This is a genomic window from Actinacidiphila sp. bgisy160 (assembly GCF_057707815.1).
Genome location: NZ_JBYIQW010000015.1, coordinates 59,845 through 81,470, shown reverse-complemented (window position 1 = coordinate 81,470; position 21,626 = coordinate 59,845). Strand labels below are relative to the sequence as shown.

Sequence of the window (21,626 nt, the reverse complement as noted above, 5' to 3'; positions counted from 1 at the left end):
TCGGATACACTTTTGCTGTGACTATGTCAGGCCTCTCGGACAGCGGCTCGTCCTCTGATTCCCGTTCACCTCGCATACGTATCCAGGTCGCACTGGCTCATACGCAACGCGACGAGTTGCTGAGGCAGCGATGGCGGAGCCTGAACGACACCCGTCCTTGGCATGTGCACTCATTGCGAGTTCCCAGGCAGTACACAACGGGCTATTACCGGTGCTGGGTGGAATCCTCCACGATCGGGGATATCACGGTCAGCGAGCAATACGGCGACGCGGTGGAGGGCATCATAGGCATGAAGCGCGCCACGGAGCGACGCACGGTGGTCCACATCATGCGAAGTGGCGGGCTGAGCCTCACCGAGGCGGGTCGTACCGTTCAGGTCCCGCCGGGCACGCTGTGCGTACGGGATGCACAGGTGCCACGGGAGTTCTCCTACCGGCCCGGCACACGGGCGCGGGTCCTGCTGATGCCGTCCGAAACACTGACCGCCACAGGACTCGGTCGGTTGCCGGCCCTCACGCTCATATCCCAGGACGCTCCCGAAGCGCGGCTGTTGCTGGGGCAGCTTCATCTGATCCGCAAGATGCGGGGTGATTTGAGTCCGGCAGGCGTCCGCGCCGCTCAGCAATCCGCGCTGCAGTTGCTGGCCGGCGCGATCATGGCCCGTGGGGTTTCCACCGACTCCGCCTTCCGTCCTTCGCTCCGCACTTCTGCCCGCAACTGCGTGGAAGCCCGCCTTCTGGACCCTCACCTGTCTCCCGCCGAGGTGGCCAGGACGCTTTCCGTCTCCGTTCGCACATTGCACCGGGCGTTTGCAGAAGTCGACGAATCCCTGATGGCATATGTACGTCGACGCCGTTTGGAACGAGCGCGCGAGGAACTCATCACACTGGGCGGGAGGTACACCATCTCCGCTGTAGCGGCTCGATGGCACTTCGCCGATGTGAGTCATTTCAGCCGGGCCTTCAAGCGGCAGTTCGGCGAGACGCCGAGCTCGCTCGTTCGCTGATTCCGTGCAGGAGCCGAGCCTCACGCTCCGGCCGCGTGCGGACGACTCTCGGCGGCTCGCCGCCGCGTCCCGCCGAATCGGTCTTCGGCAGGACGCGGCGGGCGTCTATTGAGCCGAAACCGCGGTGGTGACGTTCCTGAAGGTGTTGGCGCCGGCGGCGTTGGGCGCCGTGACGGGGCCGTGCGTCCAGATGCCGAGGACGTTGCCGGAGATCGTGTTTCCGGTGATCTGGACGGACATCGGGTCCACGGTGCTCACGAGGAGTCCAGTGGTCTGCAGATCCCCGATGGTGCCCGTGTCGGTGTCCCCGACGGTGTTGTTGGTGCCGATCTGGTTGTTGCTGACGATGTTGTCGCCCAGGTCCAGTCCGGACACGTTGCCGTGCACAGCCACGGCCGCCCAGCCGTTGCCGGTCATGACGTTGCTCTGCACGGTGTTGCCGTAGACCGCGCCGCCGGCCACGGCCGACGCGAGGGTGACCCCGCCTCCGCCCGCCTCGAGTCCGTTGTCGAACACGTTGTTGCCGGTGATGCTGTTGCCGAAGACGCCACCGGCGCCAGGAGCACGCACGCCGCCGGGAGCCGCCGCGCCGTTGCGGGAGACCAGGGCGAAGCCGGATCCCGAGGCGTTGCCGTGCACGGAGTTGCCGTTGAAGGTGTTACCCGACGCCGGACCGGTCTCGTCGCTGATGACGATCCCGGAGCCGTTGCCGCTGACGGTGCTCGCCAGCACGGTGGCGTTGGAGCTGCCGAGCAGATGGATGCCTCCGCCGCAGTCACCGGGCCCGGACGGCGTCCGCGCGCACGAGGCGTAGGAGTTGGCGACGGCGTTCGGGCCCGTACCGGTGTTGTTGCCCGAGACGATGGTGTTCGCGATGGTCGCGTTCTTCACACTGTTGACGAGGATCCCCTCGCCGACGGCGTTCTTCACCGTGAACCCGGTCACCGTGACGTCGGGCGCGCTGATCTCGATGCCGTTGATCAGGTTGGCGGCGTCGATGGTGACGTTCGCACGGGCCTCGAGGGCCAGCGGCTTGGTGACCGCGACGTTCTCGTGGAACGTGCCGTTGCAGACGACGACCCGGCCGCCGTCGGCCACCGCCTTGACAGCCGCGTTGATCGAGCTGAAGGCGGGAGTGCTGCAACTGGTGTCCGCCGCGGAGGCCACGGCGGTAGGCGAGACGTAGACCGTCTGCGGGAGGGCCCGCGGCAGGGAGAACGCGTACAGCTTGTTGTTGTCGCCCTTGGCCGGGAAGAACGGGCCCATGTTCTGGGTGTGGTAGCCGGAGCCCCAGTACACCGAGCCGTCCACGATCGACGCGCCGCCGAGGACGGCACCCCCGCTGGCGAAGCCCCACTTGACGGTGCCGGTCGCCGCGTCCAGGGCGTACATGTTGTTGCCGGCCGGATTCGTGGATCCGCCGTAGACGACGCCGTTGGCGCTGGACACGAAGGACATGGGCGACGCCGAGCCGGGCGTCGCGGTCTCCCACAGGATGTTCCCGGTGGCGGGGTCGAGTGCGGCCCAGAAACCGCCCGTGGTGGTCGACTTCTGCCCGGTCGCGGACGTGAGCGTGACAGGCAGGTGGTTGGTGTTGGTGTTGGCGACGTAGATGCGCTTGCCGTCCACGGCCGAGCCCCACTGGAGGCCGCCGAGGTTGCCTCCGGGGCCGACCGCCGTCGCCCAGACGATCTTCCCCGTGACCGGGTCGAGCGTCCAGTAGACGCCGCTCTTCTGGCCGATGCCGAGCAGGTCGGTGGCCTTGCCGTTGATTGTGGTGGTGAAGAGGTTGGGCGCGGAGCCGAAGTCGAAGTCGTCACCGAACCGCTGGCCGACCGTCCAGGTATCGGCGGTCAGGGTCTTGGTGGCCCAGGCGATCTCGCCGGTGTGCATGTCGAAGGCGACGATGGAGTCCTGGTAGTTGTCGTCCGCCCCGGGAGTGCAGCCGGTCTCGTCGGGAGAGGTGCAGACACCGGGCGGTACGGTGTAGTTGTTGCCCGTTCCGACGTACACCAGCCCGGTCTTCGCGTCGACAACCGGGTTGCTGCCCCACACGGCGCCGCCGGTGTAGCCCTCGGGGACCACGTAGGTCTTCCACAGCTTCTTGCCGGTGACGGCGTCCAGGGCGACGACACTGCCGCGGAACGTGAACGGCGGAGCGAATCGCTCGGCCTTGGACGACACGCCGACGTAGACGACACCGTCGGCGATGACGGGCGACGACGTCACGATGGCGGCCGGGTCCGCGTCGATCTGGGTCTTCCACAGCCGGGTGCCGGTCAGGGCGTCGATCCCGAAGAGGAACGCGCCGTCCGTGCTGTCGCTGCGCTGCTCGCCCGAACCCGTGACGATCTCGCCGTTCCAATAGGCGGGGCTGAGCCGCGAGATGTCGCCCACGATCCCGGTGTAGTCGCTGATCTGGTGGCTCCAGATCTTCTGACCGGTCGTCGCCTGCACCTTGTAGAGATTGCCTGCCCAGTCCGGCGCGTACACGTAGCCGCCCACCACGGTCGGTGTCGCCGAGACGCTGTCCCCTGTGGTGAACGTCCACTTGGTCTCGAGGCCGGCGACGTTGCCCGTGCCGATGGTGCGCTCGGATGCCGCGTTGTGCGTGTCGCCGAGGTCGCCGCCCGCGTACGGCCAGTCGGACGCGGCCGAAGTCGGGGCGACCGGGGTCGCGGCGGTCGCGGACGGTGTGGCCGTCGCCGCCGCGGCGGTGGCGGGGAGGGCCACCGTGAGTGGGGCCATCACCAGCCCGGCCACGCGAGCACGCACCCGCCATCGCCTTGCGCGGGCGGGTATGCGGGGTATGGACATGCAGAAGCACCTTCCGATCCTTGCTGATCTTGCGATCGAGAGCATAGGGACACCTCTGCCGGCGCCGGACGGCCGCTTTCAGCGCACGGCGCACAGCCGCGTGCATATGAGAAACGAGATGGGCGCGGCTCTGTCTTCGGAAATCTCTTGAATTTCGGTTCGCAGGTACGGGGCGGCCTGAGGCGGGGCGCCTCGTCGACGATCACACACAATCCCGGATGGAACACCGTGCGTCTCGCACGGCAGGGGGAATGTCCTCGGGCTTTCGAGGCGAACTCCGCAAGATCGACCTGAACGGGAGACGAAAAATTTGGCGGGTGTTCCGCGGTGACGCCGTCCAGCGCACTTCGGTCCAGCAAGGGGCGGGTTTGCCGCCCGTACCGGAAATCGCCTCGACCCATGGCGGAATCATGCTTCAGCGCCCAGGAATGAATACTGCGCGCTTGACTCCCTCCGCCCCGGGAGCAGTCCGGCAGGACATCACCCGCTTCATCGAATTCCGGCACGACCGCAGATGCCTTCGCCGGCGCGGCCCAAGTCCGACACCGGAATGTGCGAATCACCGAGTGCAATCACTGGACGACGCGTGTGCGAAGAAGGCGAGGCCCATCGATCGCGCGTTTCGGTGCGGCACGCGGCCGGGGCCCGGTGCGCCGGCAACACTCTCCCCGGACTGCTGGTCAGTGTGGCACGGAAGTTCATGTGCCTGGCACTGGATTTCCAGGACTTCAGCGGTTGTTCGCCTGAACGGCTCGCCGTCGGCAGGGACCGTAACCGCGCTGACGCCGGGCTTGAAGGTGAACTCCCCCGGACACCGGACCGAGGTGTGTGCGCCCGGGTACCTGGACGTCATGGCGCGCGTGCTGGCTCAGGGGGCTTCGGGAAGCTCGGTCCTCAGCAGCCGGTACTTCTTCGAGCGCGAGCGAGGGGCGTTCGCCGCCCGGGACGCCGACCCCGCCGGCCTGTAGTCGTGCGCCGGCCGGCGCCCCTGATGGCGGGAGGCGTCAGGGAGTGCCTCGACAGGCCCTGCCGGGCACGCAGCCTCGCGCCCGCCGGTTGGCCCGCCCGGGCCGAGCAGGTGATCCTGCCGGGCGTCAGCCACGCGCATCCCCTCGGAGGCCCCCGCGCTCGTCGCCTGGACCGTCCTCGACTTCGTACGGCGCCACCCTGTCGACGCCGGCGGCGGCCCGCGCGACGGCATGGGCCGTCAGGGTGACGCTCCGCCACTGCGACGCGTCGCAGTGGCGGCGGCCCGAGGCCGGGCGCTTGCATCAGCACATGGCGACCGTACCCATCCCCCTGCGCACCCGGTTCACCGATCTCGTCGGCTGCGACGTGCCGATCCAGCTGGCCGGCATGGGCTGGGTGAGCGGGCTCGACCTCGCCGACGCGGTGTCCGCGGCGGGGGCGCTCGGCATGGTCGGCTACCCGAGGGTGCCACCGCCTGTACTCGCCGAACTGCTCGACGCGGTGCGCCGGCGCACGTCCCGCCCGGTGGGGGTCAACTTCATCCTGCCGCTGCTCGAGGACGAGGCGTGCGTCGACGTGGCCGCCGAGCGGATGCCGGTCGTCGAGTTCTTCTACGCGGATCCCGTCGCCCGGCTGGTCACCCGTGCCAAGCGCGGCGGCGCGCTGGCCGCGTGGCAGGTGGGTTCGGCCGAGGAGGCCCGGGCCGCGGCGGACGCGGGGTGTGACTTCGTCGTCGCCCAGGGCAGGGAGGCGGGCGGTCACGTCCGCGGGGTACGGCCCCTGCTGCCGCTCCTCGACGATGTGCTCGACGCGGTCGACGTCCCTGTCGTCGCGGCGGGCGGCATCGGCACCGCACGGTCCCTCGCCGCGGTCCTGGCCGCCGGGGCGCATGCGGCCCGTATCGGCACGCGGTTCGTCGCCACCTACGAGTCCGACGCGCACCCGGAATACAAGGAGGCCCTGATCAGGGCGGGCGCTCGGGACACGGAACTGACGACGCAGTTCTCGACCGGATGGCCGGACGCGCCGCACCGCGTCCTGTCGGCCTGCGTCGAACGCGCCCGCACCCTGGACACCGACGTCGCGGGCGAGGCGCTGCTGGGCGGCATGCCCGTGCCCATTCCGGCGTCCGGCCCGGTCTGCCCGCTCCGGACGACGACCGGGCGCGTGGACGCGATGGCCCTCTACGCGGGCGAGGCGGTCGGCACGGTCACCAGGATCGAGTCGGCCCTCGACGTCGTCCGCGAACTCGCCGACGGAGCGGCCAGGCTGCTGTGCAAGGCGTGCGGCGGCATCGGCAAGGAGCCCGCCTGAGGGACAAGGGCCCGTACGAGGCGCGTGTGCGCCACTCGGCGGAGTCCTGCGCCGTCGGAACCTTGAGACGAGGCCGTTCGGTGGAACGGTTCCTCGGGCCGATCGGAACACCCGAGCGCCCCGGCGGCAGGTGTGTCGAGGCCCACCGACGAGGACGGCCCACGAGGTCTGCGTCCTTGGCCTTGGGGACGTCGTGCACGAGAGGTTCGTGCACCCGGGCGAGTTTCCTCCACTCGCCTCCTCGGCACCGCCGAAGACGTGCCGGCCGCGCCGGCGACCGCTGAGGAGCGGACCCGCCGGCCGCCGCTGGGGTTATCCACAGGCCGGTTCCGCACACGGCCTCACTGTCAGACCCCTGCACCAAGATTCGGGACATGACGACATTGATCGCTGCCCCGCCGATGTCCCGTGAGGACTACCGCTCCGCCGTGGACACGGCCCTGCAGGCCTGCGCCGCCTACTACGGCGACGGGACGAGTCCGCTCGACGACGCCGCCTACGACCTGCTGGCCTCGCGCATCCGCGAGTACGAGCGGGAGCACCCCGAGGACGTCCGGGAGGACTCCCCCACGGGCAAGGTGGGCGGCGGTGCCGCCCCGACGGGCGATGTCGCCCACACCGTTCCCATGCTCTCCCTCGACAATGTGTTCAGCCCTGAGGAACTGGCCAAGTGGGACGCGTCCGTTGCCCGTCGCCTGGGGGCGCCGGTGCAGGGCGGCTACGTCACCGAACCGAAGCTGGACGGCGCGGCCATCGCCGCCCGGTACGTGGACGGCCGCCTGACGCAGCTCGTCACACGGGGCGACGGCGCCTTCGGCGAGGACGTCTCCCACGCGATCGGGTCGATCGTCGGCCTGCCGCTGGAGCTGAACACGCCGGCCACCTTCGAGGTGCGCGGGGAAGTGCTGCTCACCCGGGAGCAGTTCGAGGCCGCCAACGCCATACGCACGGCCCACGGGGCGAAGGTCTTCTCCAACCCGCGCAACGGCACGGCCGGGACGTTGCGCGCCAAGGACCGCCCCTACGTGATCGAGACGACCTTCTACGCGTACGGCGTGATCGGCCTGCCCGGTGGCACGCACACGGAGATGATGGACGCGGTCGCCGCGGCGGGGGTGCAGACCACGGCCGCGGCACTGGTCGGACCGCGCGTGTGCGCGACGGTCGAGGAGGTCCAGCGCCGCGTCGACGAGATCGCCGGGCTGCGCGCGGAGCTGCCGTTCGGCATCGACGGCGTCGTCATCAAGGCCGACGCGGTCGCCGAGCAGGAGAAGGCCGGGTTCGCCACCCGCCACCCGCACTGGGCGACGGCGTACAAACTCGCCGCCGCCGTGCGGCAGTCGAAGCTGCTCGCGGTGGAGTGGAACGTGGGACGCACCGGCATCATCGCGCCGCGCGCCGTGCTGGAGCCGGTCGAGGTCGACGGCAGCGTGGTCCGGTACGCGACGCTGCACAACCCGAAGTTCATCCGTGACAGCGGCATGATGATCGGCGACACCGTCATGGTGTGGAAGGCCGGCGACATCATCCCCCGCATCGAGGCCCCCGTGGTGGAACTGCGCACGGGCGACGAGGCACCCGTCGTCTTCCCCGCTTCGTGCCCGAAGTGCGGCGGCGAGATCGACACCTCCGGCGAACGGTGGGAGTGCGCGGGCGGCGCCGGCGGCTGCGGGCTGCTGGCCGCGCTTCGCTACGCCGTGGGCCGCGACCAGCTCGACATCGACGGTCTCGGCACCACCTACCTCGAGGCGCTGGTCGAGGGCGGCGCACTCGCCGACGTGGCCGACCTTTTCGGCCTCACGCGTGAGCAACTGGTCGACGCGACCCGCAGCGAGAAGCGTGCGGACACCGTGGTGGCGCAGATCGAGGCGGCCAAGACCAAGCCCCTCAACCGGGTCTTCTGCGCGCTGGGCATCGTCCGCACCGGCCGTACGCTGTCCCGGGAGATCGCCCGGCACTTCGGCACGATGGACGCGATACGCGCCGCCGACGCCGACGCGCTGGCCGCTGTGCACAAGCTCCCGGCGGCGAACGCACCCAAGATCGCGGCCCACATCGCGGCCATGGGTGCCGTCATCGACAAGCTCGTCGCCTCGGGCGTCACCATGACGGAGCCTTCGGCGGCCCCCGCCGGCACACCCGGTGAGGCGAAGCCGCTGGACGGTCAGATCGTCGTCATCACGGGCGGCATGAACGGGCCGCTCGCCGGCAGGAACCGCAACGAGATGAACGAGCTCGTCAGCAACGCCGGCGGCTCCTCCTCGGGCAGCGTGTCGAAGAGGACGACCATCCTCGTCGCGGGCCAGGGTGCGGGGTCCAAGCTCACCAAGGCGCAGGAGCTGGGTACGAGGGTGCTCACCGAGCAGGAGTTCGCGGACCTGGTCGCGGACTACCTCGTCCAGGGATCCGGGGTGCCCGCCATGGACGGGTAACTGCTGACCGGGGAACTCTCCGGCTCGTGGGACTCACGGCCCGCGGCCGGCAACGGTCACCCCACGGGCGCTCTTCCCGTGTGTCCGGTGTCAGCCGAGGCGGGTGAGCTTCGAGCCGAACGACGGCGAGGCCAGGTGGCCGGCGAGGGCCACCGGCACCTTGACGGCGCTGTCGTCGCCCCCGACGGTGAGGATGCCGACCGGGGCCCCGGCCGGAGCGGCGTGCGGGACGCCATCGACAGGGGCGTCCAGGGAGAGACCGACCTCCAGTCCGCCCCAGCCGATCGCCCGGACGTCCTCGGCCGCCATCACCTCCGTCCGGCCGCCGAGACCGTCGTCCACGTAGCCGACGACCTGGCCCTTCCTGACCACCGTGTCCCGGGCGAGGGCCCGCAGTGCGGCCTGGAGCAGCGTGTTGCTGCGGCCCAGCGCCGTGTCGAGGATGTCCGCCTCGTGCTGCCCGAGCACCGCGCCGATGACGAGCTGCTGCGTGCCGTCGAAGTCACGGACCGCCGCGAAGAGGAGGTTGCCGCCCGCCTTGGTGCTGCTGCCGGTCTTGATGCCGACGACACCGCCGGAGCCGAGCAGCTGGTTGACGTTCCTCTGGACGTCGCCATTGAGGTCCGTGTACCGGGTCTTGGCGGCCAGTTCCGCGAAGACCGGGTCCTTCATCGCCGCATGCCCCAGCTTGACCTGGTCGCTCGCTGTGCTGACGGTGGTGGCGTCCAGGCCGCTGGGGTCGGTGTACGTCGTGTCACGCATGCCGAGCTGCCTGGCGGTGGCGTTCATCTTCCGCACGAACGCTTCCTCCGATCCCGCGTCCCAGCGGGCCAGCAGGCGGGCGACGTTGTTGGCCGAGGGCAGCATGACGGCCTCCAGCGCCTCGTACTCGCTGAGCCTCTGCCCCGCGGTCACCTTGACGACGGACTCCCCTTCCGTCTGCCCGCTGCCGAACTGTTCCTCGGCCTTCCGGTCGACCACGACGGTCGCGCCGGTGCCGCCCTCCTTGATCGGGTGGTCGCGCAGGATGACATAGGCCGTCATCACCTTCGCGACGCTCGCGATCGGTACCGGCCGCTGCTCGCCGAACGCACCGATGCGGCCCAGTCCCTCGGCCTCCAGCACCGCCTGGCCCTCGGCGGGCCACGGCAGTGACGGCGCACCGCCGCCGAAGGTGTAGGAGGGCGCCACGGTCAGCTTCAGGGTGGGCGCCGGCAGCGGGCGCAGCGACTGGACCACGCAGAAGACCAGCGCCGGCAACAGGACCACCGGGAGCCAGACCTTCAGCGGGTTCACGGTGGCGCGCTCCGCCGTCACCGGAGGTGGCGGCGGGGGCGGCGGAGGTGGGTTCGTCAGCTCGTCCAGCAGCGTGCGGCGCTCGCCTGTGCGTACGGAGGGGTCCGCCACGCTGTTCGCCTCGTTCGGCTCGGCGGTCTCCCCCGACGACTCCTGCTGATCCGCCCCACCGGAGGACTCGCCCGTCACGCCGACCTCCTCCACGACACTTCGCTGCCGAGCACCAGTTTCCGGACCGTGGCGGCCGCGGCATCGTGAGCGCCGCCAATGGGGTGCCACCGCCACCCGCACGGCCCCCGGCCCGTGGCCGCGTCAGGTGGTGGCGGCAACGGGGGCGATATACGTTCGAAGAGGGAGGACGACCACGGGCTGCCGTGGCGCCGTGACCACGCGCCCAGCCCTGAGAGTGCGCACGCCGGGAAGGTGCCCCCATGAAGGTCCAAGGGTCCGTCGCCCTCGTCACCGGAGCCAATCGCGGACTCGGTGAGCAGTTCGTGCGAGCGCTGTTCGAAGCCGGGGCGGCCAAGGTGTACGCGGGAGCCCGCGACCCCGCGAAGGTCACCGTCCCCGAAGCAGTCCCGATCGCGGTGGACATCACCGACCACGATTCGGTGCGTGCCGCGGCCGAGCAGGCCGGGGACGTGACGTTCCTGATCAACAACGCGGGTTCCACGACCCGGGCGAACGTACTCACCGCGGACCTGGATTCGTTCCGTACGGAATTCGAGACGCACGTCCTCGGCACCCTCGACATGAGCAGGGCGTTCGCTCCCGTTCTCGGGCGCAACGGGGGCGGCGCCATCGTCAACGTCCTCTCCGTGCTCTCCTGGGTGTCCATCCCGCGCACCGCCGGGTACGCCGCCGCCAAGTCCGCCGAGTGGTCGATCACCAATGCCCTGCGGGTGGCGCTCGCCGAGCAGGGCACGCAGGTCACCGCCCTCCACGTCAGCTACCTCGCGACGGAGATGGCCGCGGCAGTGACCGGTCCGAAGGAGGATCCCGCCACGGTGGCCCGCGCCGTCCTCGACGGCGTGGAGGCGGGGGCGGACGAGGTCCTCGCCGACGACACCACCAAGCGGGTCCGGGCGGCGCTGTCCGGCGGCACCGAGGCGCTGTACCCGCAGCTGCACGGCGGCGAGGCGCTGGTCTGACCCCACGACGGCCACGACGGCCACGACGGCCACGACGGGACGGCAACCGGAGGTGCCCATGACAGGCGGCAAGGCGCACCACAACCCCCCTGACCTCACCGGCCAGACCGTCGTGGTGATCGGGGCCGGCGCGGGCATCGGTTTCGAGACCGCACGCCGCGTACGGGCCGGCGGCGGTGAGGTCGTCATGGTCGGACGCAACCCCGAGCGGCTGCGGCAGGCCGCTGACGAGCTCCGGCCCCTGAGCACGGCGGCCTTCGACGCCACCGAAACGGACCGCCTCAAGGAGTTCTTCCAGGGCCTGCCCGGCACCGTCGACCACGTGCTGCTCACGGCCGGCAGCCCCTTCTACATGCCGCTGGCCGACATGGACCTCGCGGAGGCGAGCCGACACTTCAGCGAACGTCTGGCCATGACCCTGGGGGTGGCGCTCTACAGTGCCGACAAGGTCCGCCCCGGCGGCACCCTCCTGTTCATCGGCGGCACCGGCGGCCGGCGCCCCGGCGTCGGCATGGCCGTCGCGTCCACGCTCACCGCGGCCCTTCCCGCGCTCACCGCGAACCTGGCGCTCGAGCTGGCGCCGATCCGCGTGAACCTGATCGCCGCCGGCTTCGTCGACACCTCACTGTCGGCGTCGCTCCTGGGCGATCAGCTCGAGGCCCGGCGCGAGGAACTGCGCGCCAAGCTGCCCATCCGGCGCGTCGTCGGACCCGCGGACGTCGCCGCTCTGGCCACCCACGTCATGTGCAACGACGCCCTCACCGGCGGGACGTACGACATCGACGGCGGCCAGAACCTCATCGCGCACTGACTCCAGGAGGCCGGCAGACATGATCACATGGTTCATCACCGGCGCGGCCCGCGGGTTCGGCCTGGAACTCGCGCGTCAGGCGCTGGAACGCGGAGACCGCGTCGTGGCGACGGCACGCAACCCCCGGGACGTGGAGAAGGCGCTCGCCGCGTACGGCGACCGGGTGCTCGCGGTCGCCCTGGACGTGACGGACGAGGCGCAGGCCCGTGCGGCGGTCGACGCGGCCGTGCACGCCTTCGGCGGGATCGACGTCCTGGTCAACAACGCGGGGCGCGGTGTGCTGGGAGCGGTGGAGGAGATCTCCGACGCGGCGTTCCGGTCGGTCTACGAGACGAACGTCTTCGGTCTGGCCAACGTCACCCGCGCCGTCCTGCCGGTCATGCGCCGGCAGCGGTCGGGCCGCATCCTCAACCTCAGCTCCATCGGCGGTTTCCGCGGCGCGCCGGGCTTCGGCGTCTACTGCTCGACCAAATTCGCGGTGGAGGGGCTCTCCGAGGCCCTCCACGACGAACTGGCCCCGCTGGGCATCCACGTCGTCATCATCGAACCGGGCTATTTCCGCACCGACTTCCTCGACGCGTCCAGCCTGCACACCGAGGGCCGGCTGATCGACGACTACGCCGCCACCGCGGGTGCGGTGCGCGACGCCGTCCCTGCCCTCAACCACGACCAGCCCGGCGACCCCGTCAAGGGCGCGCGGGCCATGATCGAGCTCGCCGACGCCGACCATCCGCCGATGCGCGCCCAACTCGGCAGCGACTGCGCCGCCGCGATGGACGGCAAGATCGAACAGCTCCGCAAGGAGACCGACGCCTGGCGGCCCCTCGCGCTGTCCACCGACCACGACGCCACCGGCTCAGCGGCCTGACGGCGCGTTTGCGCGGTGCCATCGATCCTCATGGCTGCCGTCCCGTCTGGCGCGGGTGACGCGTGCCGGACGAGGTCGGCGGTCCGGCTCAGGGCCCTCGGAAGTCGCCGCGGGCCGAGCTTCCGCCTCCGTCCGGCGCCGGCGACCAGCAGGTCGCCGTCCCCGCCGAGGGCACGGGGATGCGTCCGGGCTCAGTCGTCGGGGGCGAAGGTGGCTCGCGCCCAGTCGGCGAAGCCCGTCCAGGCGATCTCCGGGTGGGCCGCGTGCAGCGAGGGAAGGTCGACGCGGTAACCGGGTCCGTTGAGGAAGGTCCACATCGCGTGCATGTCGGGATTGCCGATGGCCTCCAGCGGTACGCGCTCGTGCCGGACGTCCCGCCTCAGGGCCGCGCCCAGCGCGTCCGCCATCTGCGCAGGAGTGGGCGCGTCACTGGCCAGCTCGATACGCCGCCCCACGTAGGGTGCGGGGTCCAGCAGCACCTCGGCCGCGAAGGCGCCGTGGTCTGCGCGGGCGAGCTGCTGCAACGGCCTGTCGGAGGGCAGCGGCAGGTCGAGCACCCCGCCGCGGATGCGCTCCGCTCCGCCGAGCGCGTTGTCGTAGAAGTACGTCGGCCCCAGGATCGTGTGGGGCACGTCGCCGGAGGCCAGTTCGGCTTCGATGCGGGCCTTGCTGTCGAAGTGCGGCACCCCGCTCTCCTGGTCGGCCCCGGCGACCGAGCTGAACACCAGATGCGGCACGCGCGCCTCGCGGGCGGCTGCCAGGATGGACCGCCCCTGGGCCACCTCGGCGTCCACGCCGGCCTCGAAGGGGGTGGTGAGGGCGAAGACCGAGGCCACCCCGTCCATCGCCGCGGCGAGGGAACCGCGGTCACCCAGGGAACCCGCCACGACGGTGACCCCCCGATCGGCGAGCCGGCGCGCGGCCTCCCCCTCGGGGTCCCGGACCATCGCCCGCACCCTGGCACCGCGGCCCAGCAGCGCCCCGGTCACGGCCCTGCCCTGTCCGCCGGTCGCGGCAAGCACCAGGATCGGCTCATCAGCCATCGGGAATCTCCTTCATCGTCGACTGCACGGAAATGGGCGCGATGACAGCGGAAGAACCGTATCCGGCCGCGGCGCACACACCTGCGCGACAACACGGAGGCATCCGTGGGGTGAGATTTCGAGCCGTTCTCCACGCGTCGCGGTCCGGGAAATCCTCGTCGCGGCGCGACGCACCAGGTGAGCCGTTCAGTACCGGTGATGCACGGCGGTGCGTTCCTGGGCGGTTCCGGCGGTGACTACGGTACCGGGCAGCTGGCGGTCCGGGGGGACACGGTCGTCGTCACGGTCAACTACCGGTTGGGGATCTTCGGTTACTTCGGCCACCCCGGCTTGGGCTCCGCCCCACCGTTCGGACTGGCGGACCAGCAGGCGGCCCTGCGCTGGGTGCGGGCGAACGCGGAGCGCTTCGGCGGTGATCCGGGCAATGTCACCCTGTTCGGTGAGTCCGCGGGCGCCCTCGGCATCGCGCACACCGGCGACCCGAACTCCCCGGCCGCCCCACTCTGGCCGGCCCTGCGCTCTTCGTCACCTCTCGCGCAGCCGGTGCAGTCGCTGGCTCCCGGACCAGGCGGAATCCACCCCGTCGACGCGTACTCCGCACACCACTGCTCGTTCTGGGAGAGGGCCGGCGAACATTCCCGGCCGGAGCACGGGAAGGTTCACCGGGTCTGGCCGTAGAGTCTGGGTTGCATCAGTTGACCATGGACGGAAGCCGGAACCGATCGACCAGTGCAGTGATGTCCAGGATGTCTTGGACCAGGTCCGGCTGCGTCCGTGTACCCCATCAGCATGGGCCGGTCCTTCAGCGTCGGGTTCGAGGGGGTGCTCAGTCGCCCCGGTCCTTGCCCCGCATGAGCATGAGTCCCCATGGGGACGAGGAGACAGCTGTGCGGCGGCGCAGGGCCTCCATGAGTGTCTTGATTCCATCCCGCAGGCGGTGTCGGAAACCGGCGAGCCGTCGCATGGGGCGGCTCAGGCGGCGGTTTCGCTCGTCTCTCTGAGCCGCTCACGAACCGCGCGGCGCTGCAGCGTGCGTCGTTCGCCCTCCGTGGTGCCGCCCCAGACGCCCTCCATGGGGCCGGCGCCCAGTGCCCACTCCAGGCACCGGTCCGTGACGGGGCACCGCCGGCACACGGCCTTGGCCTCGCCGATCTGCACCATTCCCAGGCCGCTGCCACTGATGGGGAAGAACAGTTCCGGGTCTTCCCCACTGCATGCCGCGGCGTCGCGCCAATTCATGGAAGCCTCCTCGTAGGTGGTCGTGCCCGCTCACCGCTCACGTCCGTCACGGCCTTCCCGAAGGCGCTGTCCCCTGCCGGACGAATTCCGGTGAGTGCCATGTCCGAATGCTATGAACGAGCACGCGGGGACGTCCAAGATGCATATTGGAAGGCGTCGATAGACACAGCCTATGGTCGGAATCCGAACATCCTGTGGCGATGCCCGCATCCGCAGTGACCGGTATTTCCGGAATCAGCTGCTGTTTCACATCGATTGTCTCCGGCTCACGACTGAGCCGGACGTTGACGACCCGGCCGTCGTGCACGTCGAGGCTGATCGCCGCCGCGGCCCCGCCGACCGCATGTCACCGACCTTCACCAGGGGCCGGCAGCGCGCCGAGGCAGCGGGTGACGTCGCGGGCACCGCTGACCGGCAGTTCCGGCCGGCGTCCGGATCTTCCCGCCGCCGTCGAAGACGGCCGAGCCGTCGGTGGCCGGCAGGCCGGCCAGGAGCCGCAGGTCATGCGATCTGCACGCTGTCCGGAACGCACGGACCACTTCCGGTGCCGTCCGATCCCGGCGCGCGCCCCGGAAACCGCGCAGGGACTGCCGGGTCAGCTCCGCGACGACCCCGGCTCCCGGTTCATCACGGCGTTCCGTCGCGCCGCGCACCCACACCGAGCGGGACAGACAGACATTCGCCGGCGTCTCGGCCGGCCATGCCCGCGGATCCGCCATCTCACGGTCACCCACGGCGTACCAGTGCCGACAGGTCTCCTTGACCGCTCTTCCGCGTGCGTCGCGGAGCAGAGGAATCCGCAGGCGAGGTCGAGCAGCTTTCTCCGCCCTTCCAGCAGATCGGAAATGGGTGCGACATTTTTTCCCGGTGATCCATCGGCTTACCCAGCCTTTCGAGCAGTGTCCATGAGCGACTGGACAACGCACGTCCCGAACGCGTCGGTCCGGCGCTCGTAGGGAAAGACGACGGCCGCGTTGGGTCCGGGACATGGCGAGGGCCCGGGCCGCACCACCGCCCGCTCCGGGGCGCGTGCATCAGGCGCGCGGCAGACGCCGTCCCAGAGGCCGCCGGGCGGCGCGCAGCCAGGCTCCGAAGGCGACACACACGCCGGCCGTGCCGTAGGCCCAAGCCTGGAGGGGGACGCCCGGCAGGAGACGGCCACCCAGGTAGAGCACGGTGCCGGCAAGCGTCACGCTCAGCCACTCCCAGCGGCCGTCGAGTGCGATCAGGCCGACGACGAGGAGCGAGTACCAGGGGTAATTGGGCGAGACCAGCAGCAGCGCCGTGCCGGTCAGGAGCAGGGCACCGCGCCATGGGCGGGCCGGGTCGCCGCGCCACCAGACGTACAGGGCCAGCAGTGCGAGCAGTACGAGGACGGCCCCTCCCGCGGCGGCGTCCGGGAGCAGGAGCCGCGGCAGGGCGAAGCGGTGCACGTCACCGGGTTCGTAGCCCTCCTCCTCGAGGTAACCCGGAAGGTAGCCCAGGACACCGGCGCCGGACGCGGCGACGTACGGCAGGTAGGCGAGCGCGACGACGGCGACCGTCGCCGACACCGTGCGCAGGACGCGAGCCGGACCGCGTTCTCCGGAAAGTGCGCCGGGCAGGGTCAGGAGGGGCAGCAGTTTCACCGCGACGGCGGCGCCGAGCAGGCCTCCACGGCGGGCTCCTGCGGTGGCGGTGCCAAGGGCGAGCACGGTCAGGAGGACGCCGAGGGTGTCGATGTGGGCGTTGTTGACCGCCTCGAAGGGCACGGCCGGGCACCAGGCCCACAGGGCGGCGCGGGCCGGGGCCCGACGCGGGTCGCCTCGCCGCCGCAGCACCGTGAGCAGAGCACAAGTGGTACCGAACGCCAGCACGGCACCCCCCACTTGGAGCGGCTTGTGGCGGCTGTCCGACGGAGAGAGGAGATGGACGGTGAAGAACCAGCCTTCGGCGACGGGCGGGTAGATGGTGGGGACGGTCGGGCGGTTGATCCGGGTGCACAGGCCACCGGTCGTGTGGGTCAGTCCCCAGCCCTGACAGGAGCCCTCGGCGGGGAACAACCAGTGGTCGCGCAGTCGGGCGAGTTCCGGTGCGGCGGGGGGATGGGCATAAGGGGAGATCCCGGCGGCCTGGACGCGGCCGTCCCATGCGTAGCGGTACATGTCGGTGCTGGTGCGGGGTGGTGCGGCAAGTCCGGCCAGCGCCACGGCGGCCGCCCCGGTCAGGACCAGTCCGGTGGCGGCGCGCACCGGAACCTTGCGAACTGCCCATGCCGAGGCGGCGAACAGGGTCCAGGCGACGGCGTAGCCGGCGAGCAGGCGGCCGGGGCCGCTCGCGCTGTCGCCCGCACGGAGGGTGCCGACGACGACGGCGGTCAGTGCGGTGAGGAGGGCCGCGACGGCGATGGTGCGGACGTGGGCCGGTGCGTGGCTCTCGGATGCCGCGGGCTGACCGGCCGGCGGCTGCGGGGGGTGCTGCTGTGCGGGGGCGGTGTCGCTCATGGGTGCGCGAGCCTTTCGGTGGCCGCCGGGTGCTCGTGGTGGTGGCCGGGCCGTGGCCGGTGCAGTTCCACGAATGAGCGGCCTTCGGTGGTCCAGCCGCCGGTCGGGATCCACCCCGTGGCCTTTGCGGTGGACAGCAGGGCGGTGGTGCCGAGGCGGGCCCAGGGGAAAGGGCGGCCGTGCCGGCCGTGGCCGTCCTCGACCCGGACGGTGAGGCGCTCGTCCGCTTCGCGCGGAGATGCCTCCGCGAGCAGGCGCCCCCCAGGTGCCACCAGGTGGCGCAGACGGGCGAGGAGGGCTACCGGGTCGCCACCGATGCCGACGTTGCCGTCCATGAGCAGGACGGTGGCCCAGCGGCCCTCACCGGGCAGGCGGTCGAAGACGGACCGGCGTACCGCGGATCCTCCGTGGCGCCGGGTCCGGGCCACCGCGGCCGGGCTCACGTCCACGCCGAGTGCCCGCACACCCCGTGCGGCAAGGGCCACGACCAGACGTCCCGGTCCGCACCCCACGTCGAGAGCGGGGCCGGTGCAGCGGTTGAGGACGTCGTCGTCGGCGGTGTCGGGGGGTGCGCACCAGCGCTCGATGTCGAGCGGCAGCAGTTCCCCTTCGCCTGCGGCGCCCTTCGGCCGGGCCGCTGGTGCCAGACGACGCAGGAAGAGCGGCCCGCGACCGGTGCGCAGGGCGTGCGCGTAGGGGTCGTCCGTCCAGGGTTCGCCCGGCCGTTCGGCTCGATGCGGTGGCGCGCCGAGCCTCCTCGGCCATGCCGGCGCGGGCCGGGAGTCACGCGGGGCCGCTGTCCGCGTGGTCCGCTCGGCGAGGGCGGGGTCCGAGCCGCCCGCCGGGCCGCTCACCGCTCGCCATCCGCGAGCGAGCGCACCGTCGTGGCGAAGCGCGAACCGGGCGGGCAGCACGCGGCGACCGCGGCGGCGTCGGCAGCGGTGTCCACGTCGCGCAGTACCGGCAGGTCACTCACGCCGAGGCCCGCCTCGACGAGTCGGCGCCGCTGCGTGGCACCAGTGTGGTCGGTGGACATCGGCACGCCGCGCACGAGGGCCGCGGCACGCCCCGGGTCGGCGAACCCCAGCGCCCAGAAGCCGCCGTCCTCCGCCGGACCGAACCAGGCGTCGTGCCCGTCGCCTCCGATGTCGGCGAGGAGCCCCACGGTCAGTTGCGGGGTGTCCATGCCGACCAGGAGGGCCGGTCCGCGGTCGCAGTGGTCGAAGGCGGCCGCGATCCGTTCGTCCAGGCCGCCGGTTTCCTGGCGCACGACGTCGAAGCCGGCCGGCAGCCAGGAGCCGGGGGAACCGTCGAGGACGAGGACGCGGCGTCGGGCAGGGGCCTCGACCACCGTGCGGAGTGTGTCGGCGAGGGCGGCCTCCGCGAGGGCGGCTGCCTCGCGGGGGGTGTAGGGAGGGGTGAGCCGTGTCTTGACCCGCCCTGGGACCGGTTCCTTGGCGATGACCAGCAGCGTGGCCGGCCCGGGTACCGGGTGGCGTGGGCTCATCGTCCCGTCCCCCGGGCGGGCGCGGCGGGCGCCGGGCCGGCTGCGGGGGGCTCGGCGAGGACGGAACGCATGTCCCGTACGGCCTGCCAGGTACCGCGCCAGGTGCCGGTGACCTTGGACCGCCCCGTGCGCGGGCGGTACGGCACGTCCGCCTCCTCAACCCGCCACCCCGCGTCCGCGGCGCGGACCACCATCTGCAGCGGGTAGCCGGAGCGACGGTCGGTCAGGTCGAGGGCGAGCAGGGACTTGCGGCGGGCGGCGCGCATCGGTCCGAGGTCGTGGAGGCGCAGGCCTGTGCGCCGACGGATCAGCCGGGTCAGCTCCAGGTTCGCCAGCCGGGCGTGCGGGGGCCAGGCGCGGCGCGTGACGGGCCTGCGCCGGCCGAGGACGAGGTCGGCCACGCCGTCGAGGACGGGACCGGCGACGGCGGGCAGCAGCGCGGGGTCGAGAGAGGCGTCGCAGTCGCAGAAGCAGACGACTTCGGCAGTCGCGGCTGCCAGCCCCGCGTGACAGGCGGCGCCGAACCCGCGCCGCGATTCGTGGACGACGTGCGCCCCGAGGGCGCGGGCGATGTCCGCCGAGCCGTCGGTGGAGCCGTTGTCGACGACGATCGCCCGCCAGCCCGAGGGGATGCGGTCCAGCACCCACGGCAGGGCCTCGGCCTCGTCGAGGCAGGGCAGGACCACGTCCGCAGGAGCGGACGGAGAGGAGGTTGTCTCGATCACCCCACTCACCCTACGAGGACGAAACACTCAAAACGGATCTGACCGTCTTACGGATCGCTGACGTCCGCGGCTGCTCCCGCCTTCGGCCGAAGGCCGGATGCGAGACTCGGTGGCGTGAAACATGTACTCGTCGTGGACGACGACGCCACGGTCTCCGAGGTCGTCGCCGGTTACCTGAACCGGGCCGGCTTCGACGTGGACGTCGCGTCCGACGGACTCACCGCCGTAGCCCTGGCCGCCGCCCGGGCGCCCGACTTGGTGGTCCTGGACCTGATGCTTCCCGGTATGGACGGCCTCGAGGTCTGCCGCCGCATCCGCGACGGCGGCCCGACCCCCGTGATCATGCTGACCGCGCGCGGCGACGAGGAGGACCGCATTCTCGGCCTGGAAGTCGGGGCGGACGACTACGTCACCAAGCCCTTCAGCCCCCGTGAACTGGTGCTCAGGGTGGAGTCGGTGCTGCGCCGTACGGGAGATCCGGCCGCCCGGGCCGCTCCGGCCGCGTCCGGACTGCGTGCCGGGCCGCTCGCCCTCGACCCGAACGCCCGCCGCGTCACCCGCGACGGCACCGGACTCTCGCTGACGATCCGCGAGTTCGACCTGCTGGAGTTCTTCCTGCGAAATCCGGGACGGGCCATGAGCCGGGAGGAGTTGATGCGCCGCGTGTGGGGCTGGGAGTTCGGCGACCTGTCGACCGTCACCGTCCACGTCCGACGGCTGCGCGAGAAGATCGAGCAGGACCCCGCACGCCCCCGCCTGATCAGCACCGTCTGGGGTGTGGGCTACCGGTTCGACCATCCGACTTCGGACGAGGAGACCCGTGATGGTGCATGACACCCTCCTCATCGTGGCCTACGCGGCCCTCGGTGCCGCCTGCGCCGGCCTGCTCGGCACGGGCGTACTGCGACTGCTGCGCAACCGCTCGGTCGCGCTGTCGCTGGCGGTGGTGGCCGCCGTCACGGTCGCGGCGATGCTCGCCGGAACCATGCTGGTGTCCTGGGCCATGTTCCTGTCCGACCACGACCTGTGGGTCGTGACCATGGTCTGCTCCATTGCGGCGGTCGTCTCACTCGGGGTGGCACTCGCGCTCGGCCGCGGCGTGGTCCGCGGCAGCCGGGCCCTGGCCGAGGCCACCCGCGCCCTCGGTGACGGGGGCAGTTTCGTCCCGCCCGCCGTCGCACCCACCGCCGAACTCGCGGAACTCGGTCGTGAACTGGCCGCCACCAGCGCGAAGCTCGCGGCGTCCAGGGAGCGGGAGAGGGCCCTGGAGGAATCCCGCCGCGAACTGGTCGCCTGGATCTCCCATGACCTGCGCACCCCGCTCGCCGGACTGCAGGCCATGACCGAGGCCCTGGAGGACGGAATCGTCGACGACCCGAGCGTCTACCACGCCCGCATCCGCGCGGAAGTCGAACGAATGAGCGGCATGGTCGGCGACCTCTTCGAGCTCTCCCGCATCCAGGCCGGCGTCCTCGCCCTGAACACCGCCCGCGTGTCGGTCTACGACCTCGTCGGCGACGCGCTCGCGGGCGCCGCGGCCCTGGCCAAAGAGCATGGCGTGCGGATCATCGGGGACGGGGTCGAGCCCGTCCCGGTCGAGGTGGACGGCCGCGAGATGTCCCGCGTACTGACCAACCTGCTGGTCAACGCGATCCACCGGACTCCTGCCGACGGCACGATCGCGGTCTCCGCGCGCCGGGAGGCCAACAGCGTCGTCGTCTCGGTGACGGACGGCTGCGGCGGCATTCCCGCGGAGGACCTGCCGCGTGTCTTCGACACGGGCTGGCGCGGCACCGACGCGCGGACCCCGCCCGCCGGGGCGGGTCTGGGCCTGGCGATCGTCCGGGGGATCGTGGAGGCCCACAAGGGGCGGGCGGCGGTGCGCAACGTCCCCGGCGGTTGCCGGTTCGAGGTCCGCCTGCCCGCCGCCGCCTGAGGCTTCCACCGGGTTCCGGGCCCGCCCG

Annotated in this window: 17 protein-coding genes; 9 read left to right on the top strand and 8 right to left on the bottom strand. The window is 71.5% G+C overall.

Annotation, left to right across the window (positions count from 1 at the left end; translation table 11 throughout):
• Nucleotides 1-218 precede the first annotated feature (218 nt).
• Complete coding sequence (locus AC3EUJ_RS15215; RefSeq protein ID WP_431961733.1) at nt 219-1,007, top strand: helix-turn-helix domain-containing protein; 789 nt, start codon at nt 219-221, stop codon at nt 1,005-1,007.
• A 105-nt stretch (nt 1,008-1,112) separates the two neighbouring features.
• On the opposite strand, the gene AC3EUJ_RS15210 is transcribed toward AC3EUJ_RS15215, so the two are convergent.
• Nucleotides 1,113-3,782: an outer membrane protein assembly factor BamB family protein gene (locus AC3EUJ_RS15210; protein WP_431961732.1), complete on the bottom strand. Its 2,670-nt coding sequence runs from the start codon at nt 3,780-3,782 to the stop codon at nt 1,113-1,115.
• A 1,320-nt stretch (nt 3,783-5,102) separates the two neighbouring features.
• Here AC3EUJ_RS15210 and AC3EUJ_RS15205 point away from each other — a divergent pair.
• Both AC3EUJ_RS15205 and ligA read left to right on the top strand, forming a co-directional pair.
• Entirely contained in the window at nt 5,103-6,107 is a 1,005-nt protein-coding gene (locus AC3EUJ_RS15205; RefSeq protein WP_431961731.1) for an NAD(P)H-dependent flavin oxidoreductase, read from the top strand.
• A gap of 374 nt (nt 6,108-6,481) precedes the next feature.
• Nucleotides 6,482-8,539, top strand: coding sequence for an NAD-dependent DNA ligase LigA (ligA, locus tag AC3EUJ_RS15200; protein WP_431961730.1), 2,058 nt, complete (start codon nt 6,482-6,484; stop codon nt 8,537-8,539).
• A gap of 90 nt (nt 8,540-8,629) precedes the next feature.
• On the opposite strand, the gene AC3EUJ_RS15195 is transcribed toward ligA, so the two are convergent.
• On the bottom strand, nt 8,630-10,024 hold the full coding sequence (locus tag AC3EUJ_RS15195; protein ID WP_431961729.1) for a D-alanyl-D-alanine carboxypeptidase family protein: 1,395 nt from the start codon (nt 10,022-10,024) through the stop codon (nt 8,630-8,632).
• Between the two features lie 242 nt (nt 10,025-10,266).
• Between AC3EUJ_RS15195 and AC3EUJ_RS15190 the strand changes: the two genes are divergently transcribed.
• From AC3EUJ_RS15190 to AC3EUJ_RS15180, 3 genes are read left to right on the top strand one after another with little or no spacing between them, the layout of a single operon-like run.
• Nucleotides 10,267-10,986 (top strand): SDR family oxidoreductase, encoded by a 720-nt coding sequence (locus AC3EUJ_RS15190; RefSeq protein ID WP_431961728.1) that lies wholly within the window; start codon nt 10,267-10,269, stop codon nt 10,984-10,986.
• A gap of 58 nt (nt 10,987-11,044) precedes the next feature.
• On the top strand, nt 11,045-11,797 hold the full coding sequence (locus AC3EUJ_RS15185) for an SDR family oxidoreductase (protein ID WP_431961727.1): 753 nt from the start codon (nt 11,045-11,047) through the stop codon (nt 11,795-11,797).
• 19 nt (nt 11,798-11,816) lie between these two features.
• Nucleotides 11,817-12,665 carry an oxidoreductase gene (locus AC3EUJ_RS15180; protein ID WP_431961726.1) on the top strand — a complete coding sequence of 283 codons (849 nt, stop codon included), beginning with the start codon at nt 11,817-11,819 and terminating at the stop codon, nt 12,663-12,665.
• 191 nt (nt 12,666-12,856) lie between these two features.
• On the opposite strand, the gene AC3EUJ_RS15175 is transcribed toward AC3EUJ_RS15180, so the two are convergent.
• Nucleotides 12,857-13,708, bottom strand: a complete 852-nt coding sequence (locus tag AC3EUJ_RS15175) for an NmrA/HSCARG family protein (RefSeq protein WP_431961725.1) — start codon at nt 13,706-13,708, stop codon at nt 12,857-12,859.
• 177 nt (nt 13,709-13,885) lie between these two features.
• On the opposite strand from AC3EUJ_RS15175, the gene AC3EUJ_RS15170 reads away from it, so the two are divergent.
• The gene (locus AC3EUJ_RS15170; RefSeq protein WP_431961724.1) at nt 13,886-14,386 is read left to right on the top strand and encodes a carboxylesterase family protein; all 501 of its coding nucleotides are present in this window, start codon (nt 13,886-13,888) and stop codon (nt 14,384-14,386) included.
• A 294-nt stretch (nt 14,387-14,680) separates the two neighbouring features.
• Here AC3EUJ_RS15170 and AC3EUJ_RS15165 read toward each other — a convergent pair whose 3' ends face one another.
• The 5 genes from AC3EUJ_RS15165 to AC3EUJ_RS15145 all read right to left on the bottom strand — a co-directional run bounded on the left by AC3EUJ_RS15165 (nt 14,681) and on the right by AC3EUJ_RS15145 (nt 19,659).
• Nucleotides 14,681-14,947 (bottom strand): WhiB family transcriptional regulator, encoded by a 267-nt coding sequence (locus tag AC3EUJ_RS15165; protein WP_431961723.1) that lies wholly within the window; start codon nt 14,945-14,947, stop codon nt 14,681-14,683.
• A gap of 1,034 nt (nt 14,948-15,981) precedes the next feature.
• Nucleotides 15,982-17,430: a glycosyltransferase 87 family protein gene (locus AC3EUJ_RS15160; protein WP_431961722.1), complete on the bottom strand. Its 1,449-nt coding sequence runs from the start codon at nt 17,428-17,430 to the stop codon at nt 15,982-15,984.
• On the bottom strand, nt 17,427-18,284 hold the full coding sequence (locus AC3EUJ_RS15155; RefSeq protein ID WP_431961721.1) for a class I SAM-dependent methyltransferase: 858 nt from the start codon (nt 18,282-18,284) through the stop codon (nt 17,427-17,429). Before AC3EUJ_RS15155 ends, AC3EUJ_RS15160 begins: the two co-directional genes overlap by 4 nt.
• Nucleotides 18,281-18,937 carry a TIGR04282 family arsenosugar biosynthesis glycosyltransferase gene (locus AC3EUJ_RS15150; RefSeq protein WP_431961720.1) on the bottom strand — a complete coding sequence of 219 codons (657 nt, stop codon included), beginning with the start codon at nt 18,935-18,937 and terminating at the stop codon, nt 18,281-18,283. The genes AC3EUJ_RS15155 and AC3EUJ_RS15150 overlap by 4 nt, the downstream gene beginning before the upstream one ends.
• On the bottom strand, nt 18,934-19,659 hold the full coding sequence (locus AC3EUJ_RS15145) for a glycosyltransferase family 2 protein (protein WP_431961792.1): 726 nt from the start codon (nt 19,657-19,659) through the stop codon (nt 18,934-18,936). The genes AC3EUJ_RS15150 and AC3EUJ_RS15145 overlap by 4 nt, the downstream gene beginning before the upstream one ends.
• 117 nt (nt 19,660-19,776) lie before the next feature.
• Between AC3EUJ_RS15145 and AC3EUJ_RS15140 the strand changes: the two genes are divergently transcribed.
• Entirely contained in the window at nt 19,777-20,496 is a 720-nt protein-coding gene (locus AC3EUJ_RS15140) for a response regulator transcription factor (RefSeq protein WP_431961719.1), read from the top strand.
• Entirely contained in the window at nt 20,486-21,598 is a 1,113-nt protein-coding gene (locus AC3EUJ_RS15135) for a sensor histidine kinase (RefSeq protein ID WP_431961718.1), read from the top strand. Before AC3EUJ_RS15140 ends, AC3EUJ_RS15135 begins: the two co-directional genes overlap by 11 nt.
• Nucleotides 21,599-21,626 lie beyond the last annotated feature (28 nt).